Here is a 7,430-nt window from a genome sequence, read left to right on the forward strand (position 1 = left end):
ACCCCCCCCACCCCCCCCCCCGCGCCCCCCCCCCCCCCCCCGCCCCCCCCCCCCCCCCCCCCCCCCCCCCCCCCCCCCCCCCCCCCCCCCCCACCGCCGTTTCAGACGGAGGCGTCCACCTTGGGGACGGGTTCGGGTGCGGTGCGCTCGCGGGACGTGCGGGCGGCGACCAGGTCGCGCGCGGTGCCCCAGACGCCGCGCCGGAACAGCAGCACGACCAGGATGAAGATCGAACCGGTGATGATCCCGGTCTCCTCGAACCCGGCCGTGGCCAGGTAGTCGTGCAGCTCCACGACGAGCGCGGCGCCGATGGCACCGCCCCACAGCGTGCCGATGCCGCCGAGGACGACCATCATCACGGCCTGTCCGGACGTCGTCCAGTAGACGCCCTGCAGGGACGCGAAGCCGTGCCCGATGGTGAACAGGCCGCCGGCCAGGCCCGACAGGACCGCCGACAAGACGAAGGCCAGCAGCTTGTAACGGTCGATGCTGTACCCGAGGGCGCGCGCCCTGTTCGGGTTGTCGCGGATGGACACCAGCACCCGCCCGAACGGCGACCGGACGATCCGCCAGGCCACGAACATCCCGGCCAGCACGAACGGCAGGGCGGCGTAGTAGAAGAAGAACGGGTCGGACAGGTCGACGCCGAAGAACTCCCTGGGAATGCCTTGCAGTCCGTTCTCTCCGCCTGTCGCGTCCCGCCACTGGTTGGAGACGAAGTAGACCATCTGCGCGAAGGCCAAGGTGACCATCGCGAAGTAGATGCCGCGCAGCCGCACCGACAGGAAACCGATCGGAACGGCGAGGACACCGGCGAAGGCAGCCCCGCCCAGGACGGCCACAGGGAACGGCAGCCCGGAGTGCAGGGCGATCAGGCCGGTGGCGTACGCGGATCCGCCCCAGAAGGCGGCGTGCCCGAACGACAGGAGGCCGGTGAAGCCGAGCAGGAGGTCGACGGCGGCGGCGAACAGCGCCCAGCAGGCGATGTCGAGTGCGACCGGCGGATAGACGAACCAGGGCAGGGCGAGCGCGGCCAGCAGCCCGACGGCGAGCAGGACGGGCCGTCCGGCGAGCCTGGAGAGGATCACAACGCCTCCTCGCGTCCGAACAGGCCGGCGGGCCGCCACAGCAGCACGGCCGCCATCAGGATGAACACCAGGGTCTGCGACAGCGACGGGACGTAGTAGTTGCCCAGCGCCGACACCAGCCCGACGGCGAACCCGGCCGCGACCGACCCGAACACCGACCCCAGCCCGCCGATCACGACCACGGCGAACACGGTGATGATGAGGTCGGAGCCCATCAGCGGGTTGACCGCCCGCATCGGCGCGGCCAGCACCCCGGCGAACGCCGCCAGCGCGATCCCGAACCCGAACACCGGCGTGACCCAGCGGCCCACGTCGATGCCCAGCGCCCGCGACAGCTCCGGCTTCTCGGTCGCCGCCCGCACGATCATCCCCACCCGAGTACGGGTCAGCACGACCCACACTCCACCGCACACCAGCACGGACACCGCCAGCACGAACACCTGATAGGCCGGGTAGCTGAACAGCCCCAGGTTGATCGACCCGTCCAGCGCGGACGGCCTCGGGTAAGGCTGCGACTGCACGCCGTACTGCCGCTTCACCAGGTCTTGCAAGATGAGCGCCAGACCGAAGGTGAACAGGAAGTTGTAGAGCGGATCCAGCGGCGCCAGCCGCCGGATGAACAACCGCTCAAGCACCACGCCCAGCAGCCCCAGCACGACGGGGACGAGCGGCAGCGCCAGCCAGAAGTTCAGGCCGAGCGAGTCGAGCGCGATGAACGCCCCGAACGCGCCCAGCATGTAGAACGCGCCATGGGCGAAGTTGACGACGCCGAGCATTCCGAAGATGACGGCGAGGCCGAGGGCGAGCAGGGCGTAGAACGCCCCGCCCACCAGGCCGTTGAACGCCTGTTGCAGCACGTCGGGCCCGCCTCAGAGGGAGCAGGCGGCGTCGGGCTGCTGGAACGCCTCGGCGGCCGGGATCGTCTTGACGATCTTCTCGTAGTCCCACGGCTCCTTGACCTCGGCGGACGGCTTCACCTGCGCGATGTAGGCGTCGTGGACGAGCAGGTGGTCCTCGGCGCGGACCGTGCCGGTGGAGGTGAACACGTCGTTGACCTTGTGGCCTTCGAGCTGCTTCACCACGTCGTCGGACTTGTCGGTGCCGCCGCGCTGCACGGCCTCCAGGTACTGGAGCGCGGCCGAGTAGTCGCCCGCGTGGACGGCCGTCGGGCGGGCGCCCGTCTTGGCCTTGAACTTGTCGGCCCACGCGCGGTTGCCCGCGTTGGCGTTCCAGTACCAGAAGTCGGTGAAGTACGTCCCCGCGAGGGCGTCCGGGCCGAGGGAGTGGATGTCGGTGAGGAACATCAGCCCCACCGCGAGACCCACGCCCTTGTCGCGCAGCTTGTACTCGTTGTACTGCTTCACCAGGTTGACCAGGTCACCGCCGGCCTGCATGGCCCCGAGCACCTGCGGCTTGGGGTCGAGGCTGGGCGCCTTCAGCAGGAACGTGGAGAAGTTGTCGTTCGGGAACGGCGTCGGGTCGCTCTTCACGACCGTCCCGCCCGCGCCCTTCACGGCCGCCGTGAAGGTCTTCTCCATGTCCTGGCCGAACGCGTAGTCCGGGTAGACGATGTACCAGTTCTTGGCGCCGTCCTTGGTGACCTCAGTGCCCGTCCCGTGGGCGAGCATGTAGCTGTTGTAGCCGTAGTGGAATGTGTACTTGTTGCACTGCTTGCCTTCCAGCTCCGTCGTCGCGCCGCCGACGTCGATGAACACCTTCTTCTTGTTCTTCGCGACGGTCGCGACGGCGAGCGCGGCCGACGACGTCGGGACGTCCACGATCAGGTCGGCCTTCTGCCGGTCGTAGAGCTCCTGCGCCTTGGAGTTGGCGATCTCCGGCTTGTTCTGGTGGTCGGCGGAGACCACCTCGATGTTCTTGCTGACGGCCTTGTCGCCGTACTTGGCCTTGAAGTCGGCGACGGCCATCTTCACCGCCTCGACGGCGTTCTTGCCCGACAGGTCGGCGTAGACGCCGGACTGGTCGGTCAGCACCGCCAGGACGATCTTGTCGTCGCTGATCTTGCCCCCGCCCCCGCCGGGCCCGCCCGCGCAGCCGGCCAGCAGCGCTCCGGCGGTCGCGATCGCGGCCGAACGTCCCAAAAGTTTCATGGGGGTCTCCCTAGATTCCGAGGTACTGGAGGAGTTCGTCTTCACGGGCGCGGACCTCGTCGTTGTCCATGGACTCGACGATCCGGCCCTCGGCGAGCAGGTGGTGGCGGTCGGCGACGGTGGCGGCGAAGTGCACGTTCTGCTCGATCAGCAGGACGGTCACCCCGGCGGCCTTGACCTCGCGCAGGATGGCGCCGATCTGCTGGACGATCAGCGGCGACAGGCCCTCGGTGGGCTCGTCGCACAGCAGCAGCCGCGCGCCCGTCCGCAGCACCCGCGCCAGCGCGAGCATCTGCTGCTCACCGCCCGACAGCTTCGTCCCGGGGAACCGCCGCCGCTCCTTCAACCGCGGGAACGTCTCGTAGACCCGCTCCATCGACCACGGGTCCGGGCCCATGCGCGGCGGAAGCGTCAGGTTCTCCTCCACCGACAGGGAGGCGAAGATGCCGCGATCGTCCGGCACGTAACCAAGGCCGAGGCGCGCGCGCTTATGCGGGCTCAGGGAGGAGATGTCCTCGTCCAGGAAACGGACCGTTCCGGACGTCCCTTTATGCAGCCCCATGAGTGAGCGCAGCAGTGTGGTCTTGCCGGCGCCGTTACGGCCGACGAGCGTCACGATCTCGCCCTTGTCGACGTGCAGCGAAACGTCGCGCAGGGCCTGGGCCTCGCCGTACCAGGCCGACAGTCCGTCAACGCGCAGCATGGGAGTCTCCGAGGTAGGCAGTGACCACGCGCGGGTCGTGGCGGATCTCGGCATACGGCCCTTCGACCAGGACCTGGCCGTGCTGAAGCACCGTCACCCGGTCGGCCAGGCTCGCGACCACGCTCATGTTGTGCTCGACCAGAACCACCGTCCGGCCCGCGCGGACCTTCTTGATGAGCTCGACCGTCCGGCCGACGTCCTCGACGCCCATGCCGGCGGTCGGCTCGTCCAGCAGCAGGACCTTGGGGTCGAGCGCGAGGGCCAGCGCCAGTTCGAGGGCCCGCTTGCGGCCGTAGGCGAGCGCGCCCGCCGTGACGTCGGCGTGCTCGCCCAGCCCGACCTGGTCGAGCAGCTCGGCGGCGCGGCCGGAGTAGCGGCCGAGCGCCGCGTCCGACCGCCAGAACCGCCAGCCGAGGCCGCTGCGCCCGGCCAGCGCCAGCTCCACGTGCTGCCGCGGGGTCAGCTCGGCGAACAGGCTGGTGATCTGGAACGAGCGCGCCACGCCCAACCGGGTGATCGCCTCCGGGCTCCGCCCCGCAAGCTCGTGCCGCCCCAACCGGACGCTGCCCGCGGTCGGCTTCAAGAACCCGGTCAGCAGGTTGAACAACGTCGTCTTGCCGGCGCCGTTCGGCCCCACCAGCGCGTGCACGGACCCCTCCCCCACATCCAGGTCCACACCGTCCACGGCACGGAAACCGCGGAACTCCCGGACCAGGCCCCGCGCCTTCAGCACCGGGGCCTGCGGGACGGGATCGCCCATGCGCCCTCCTCAATCTCGTCTAAGGTGACCCGAGACACACCGGGCCCTCGTGACCGGGAACGCTAGGTCGCGCCCGCGGGCCGGACCATGTGAGCGGCCCCCATATTCGGACCGGCCGATACGGCTGTGACCCACATCACGCGCAGGTCAGCACGCCCCGCACATGGCGGCCTCCGCCGATATGTGGACGGGCCACGTGGTCGCGGTCACAGCGGGCGCCCACCATGGCGGGCACTGACGCCGATCCGAGGAGCCGGAATGCCCGTCCGCACCGCCGCCCTGACCGCCGGCCTCGCCACCGGCGCCCTGGTCGCGGCCCTCGCCGCACCCGCCCACGCCTCACCGGGCCATGCGCGGGAACGCGCGCTCACCGTCCCGGGAGCCGAGAAGCTGGTGTCGGCGCGGCTGGACGACCTCACCACCGCCGGGACGGTCGCGTCCGGGCACACCGTCCCCGCCGACTTCGCCGGCCTGCACGCCGCCGGGACGCGCAACCCGTCCGGCGTCCCCGGCATCCAGCTGGACGGCTATTTCCCGGACGACTCCGCCTTCAACACCAACCACGGCTGGAACCACGACGCGCAATTCGTCATCCGGCTGCCCGACCGCTGGAACGGCGGCCTCGTCGTCGCGGGCTCTCCCGGCAACCGCCGCCAGTACGCCAACGACGTCACCATTTCCGACTGGGCGCTCGCCAAGGGCTACGCCTATGCCGCGACCGACAAGGGCAACAGCGGCGTTGAGTTCTACAAGGACGGCCGCCGCCCCGGCGACGCCGTCGCCGAATGGAACCACCGCCTGACCCAGCTCACCCGCGCCGCGAAGAAGGTCGTCGCGAAACGCTACGGCCGCTCGCCCGGCCGCACCTACGCGGCAGGCATCTCGAACGGCGGCTACCTCGTCCGCTGGCAGTTGGAGAACCGGCCGGAACTCTACGACGGCGGCATCGACGCCGAAGGCACGCTCTGGCGCGCCGACGGCCCCAACCTGTTCACCTATCTCCCGTCCATCCTGCGGGCCTACCCGGCCTACGCGGCCACCGGTGACCCGTCCGCCCACAAGGCGCTGCTGAAGGCGGGGCTGGCACCCGGTTCGGAATTCCTCTGGCCGTTCCACGACCAGGTCTACTGGGAACTCACCCAGCGCATCTACCGCGAGGAATTCGACCCCGCCTACACCGGGCCGGAAGCCGAGTACGACTACGCCTCCCGCCCGAAGGAAGTCCACCGCGCGGTGGCCCGGATATCCCTCACCGGGCAGATCCGCAAACCCCTGATCACCCTCCAGGGAACCTACGACACGCTCCTGCCGATCGGCACCGACTCGGACGTCTACGCGAAACTCGTCCGCGCCCGAGGAAAGGCCCCTTACCGCTACTACCGCCTGGAGGCCGCCAACCACGTCGACGGCCTCTACGACACCTACCCCGACCGCCTCCGCCCGCTCCTGCCCTGCATGCGCACCGCCTTCACGGCCCTCGAAGCCTGGACGCGGAACGGCACGCCCCCGCCGAAGAGCGCGACGCTTCCCCGCCCCGCGTCCGGCGACCTGGTCAACACCTGCTCCCTCAGCTGACACCAGAACCGAGGAGGTCTCGTGTCATGAAGTCCACCCCGATCCTCACGGCCGCCGCCGCGCTCGCCCTCACGGCGGCCACCGCCTCCCCGTCCGCGGCCGCCGCGCCACTCGCCGCGACGCTTCCCCAGCACACGATCAGCGCCTCCTACGTCAGCGGCATCTCGTCCGGCGGATACATGGCGGACCAACTCCACGTCACCTACTCGGGGACGTTCAAAGGCGCCGGCATCTTCAGCGCCGGCCCGTACCACTGCGCGCGGGGAAGCGTGGTCACCGCGCAACTCGCGTGCATGAACGACCTGTACGACGACAATCCCGCGGAATTGGAGCGCACGGCCCGCGACCGGGCGGCCCAGGGACGCATCGACCCCGTGGCGAACCTGGCCGGGCATCCCGTCTGGATTCACCACGGGACGAACGACATGACGGTCAAGCAGTCGGTGAACGACGGGCTCGCCGGTTTCCACCGCGATTTCGGCGCCGCCGTCTCCTACAACAAGACGTCCCCGGCCGGGCACGCATGGGTGAGCCCCCTCGGCCCCAATCCGTGCACGGCGACCTACACGCCCTACATCAACAATTGCGGCGACGACCCGGAGGGCGCGATGCTCGCGCACCTCTACGGGAGCGTGGCGCCGCCCGCGTCCGCACCCGGCGGAACGCTCATGGAGTTCGACCAGAACGCCTACGCGCCGAACGGCAGCGCCTCGTCCATCAGCATGGACGCCAAGGGATTCGCCTACATTCCGGCCGCGTGCGGATCGAGCACGTGCCGGCTGATGGTCGCGCTGCACGGATGCCAGCAGGGCCGCAGCCTCGTCGGCACCACGTTCGCGACGAAGACGCACCTCAACGAATACGCCGACACCAACGCCACGATCGTCCTGTACCCGCAGGCCACCGCGTCCAGCTGGACGGGCGGTAACCCGCAGGGCTGCTGGAACTGGTGGGGCTACGGCGGCGACACCGCCTACGACATGAAGGGCGGCAAGCAGATCGAGACCATCATGCGCATGGTCCACGCCCTGGGCGGCTAGGGCGTGTTTCGAAGTGGGGTGAGCGTCGGCGTGTTGTGAGCCGGATGCAGTGAGGTCTCCGGTAGATGGTTCATCGACCAAGAAGAACCCATAACCGGAGACCTCGTGGCCACCCTAGCGGTGACGAGGCGGTTCGACCTGACCGACGCGCAATGG

General features: G+C 69.8%; 7 protein-coding genes. 2 read left to right on the forward strand and 5 right to left on the reverse strand.

Annotation, left to right across the window (positions count from 1 at the left end; translation table 11 throughout):
- Nucleotides 1-101: 101 nt before the first annotated feature.
- Genes ACGFI1_RS36385 through ACGFI1_RS36405 form a run of 5 tightly spaced genes read right to left on the reverse strand, consistent with a single transcriptional unit; the run spans nucleotide 102 to nucleotide 4,659 of the window.
- Nucleotides 102-1,088: a branched-chain amino acid ABC transporter permease gene (locus tag ACGFI1_RS36385; protein ID WP_392737645.1), complete on the reverse strand. Its 987-nt coding sequence runs from the start codon at nucleotides 1,086-1,088 to the stop codon at nucleotides 102-104.
- Complete coding sequence (locus tag ACGFI1_RS36390) at nucleotides 1,085-1,945, reverse strand: branched-chain amino acid ABC transporter permease (protein WP_138638650.1); 861 nt, start codon at nucleotides 1,943-1,945, stop codon at nucleotides 1,085-1,087. Before ACGFI1_RS36390 ends, ACGFI1_RS36385 begins: the two co-directional genes overlap by 4 nt.
- Before the next feature lie 12 nt (nucleotides 1,946-1,957).
- Nucleotides 1,958-3,196 carry an ABC transporter substrate-binding protein gene (locus ACGFI1_RS36395; RefSeq protein WP_138638649.1) on the reverse strand — a complete coding sequence of 413 codons (1,239 nt, stop codon included), beginning with the start codon at nucleotides 3,194-3,196 and terminating at the stop codon, nucleotides 1,958-1,960.
- 10 nt (nucleotides 3,197-3,206) lie between these two features.
- Complete coding sequence (locus ACGFI1_RS36400; RefSeq protein WP_364549900.1) at nucleotides 3,207-3,899, reverse strand: ABC transporter ATP-binding protein; 693 nt, start codon at nucleotides 3,897-3,899, stop codon at nucleotides 3,207-3,209.
- Nucleotides 3,886-4,659 (reverse strand): ABC transporter ATP-binding protein, encoded by a 774-nt coding sequence (locus ACGFI1_RS36405; RefSeq protein WP_138637191.1) that lies wholly within the window; start codon nucleotides 4,657-4,659, stop codon nucleotides 3,886-3,888. Before ACGFI1_RS36405 ends, ACGFI1_RS36400 begins: the two co-directional genes overlap by 14 nt.
- A 258-nt stretch (nucleotides 4,660-4,917) precedes the next feature.
- On the opposite strand from ACGFI1_RS36405, the gene ACGFI1_RS36410 reads away from it, so the two are divergent.
- Nucleotides 4,918-6,234 (forward strand): tannase/feruloyl esterase family alpha/beta hydrolase, encoded by a 1,317-nt coding sequence (locus tag ACGFI1_RS36410; RefSeq protein ID WP_392791947.1) that lies wholly within the window; start codon nucleotides 4,918-4,920, stop codon nucleotides 6,232-6,234.
- A 26-nt stretch (nucleotides 6,235-6,260) separates the two neighbouring features.
- The gene (locus ACGFI1_RS36415; RefSeq protein ID WP_392791949.1) at nucleotides 6,261-7,274 is read left to right on the forward strand and encodes an extracellular catalytic domain type 2 short-chain-length polyhydroxyalkanoate depolymerase; all 1,014 of its coding nucleotides are present in this window, start codon (nucleotides 6,261-6,263) and stop codon (nucleotides 7,272-7,274) included.
- Nucleotides 7,275-7,430 lie beyond the last annotated feature (156 nt).

The sequence above is a fragment of the Actinomadura geliboluensis genome (assembly GCF_043197915.1).
GTDB classification, from domain to species: Bacteria; Actinomycetota; Actinomycetes; order Streptosporangiales; family Streptosporangiaceae; genus Spirillospora; species Spirillospora geliboluensis.

Bases quoted from the DNA above. Each gene is read 5' to 3' on its own strand.
- ACGFI1_RS36395 (WP_138638649.1), bottom strand. From the start codon at position 3,196: ATGAAACTTTTGGGACGTTCGGCCGCGATCGCGACCGCCGGAGCGCTG.
- ACGFI1_RS36400 (WP_364549900.1), bottom strand. From the start codon at position 3,899: ATGCTGCGCGTTGACGGACTGTCGGCCTGGTACGGCGAGGCCCAGGCC.
- ACGFI1_RS36405 (WP_138637191.1), bottom strand. From the start codon at position 4,659: ATGGGCGATCCCGTCCCGCAGGCCCCGGTGCTGAAGGCGCGGGGCCTG.
- ACGFI1_RS36410 (WP_392791947.1), top strand. From the start codon at position 4,918: ATGCCCGTCCGCACCGCCGCCCTGACCGCCGGCCTCGCCACCGGCGCC.
- ACGFI1_RS36415 (WP_392791949.1), top strand. From the start codon at position 6,261: ATGAAGTCCACCCCGATCCTCACGGCCGCCGCCGCGCTCGCCCTCACG.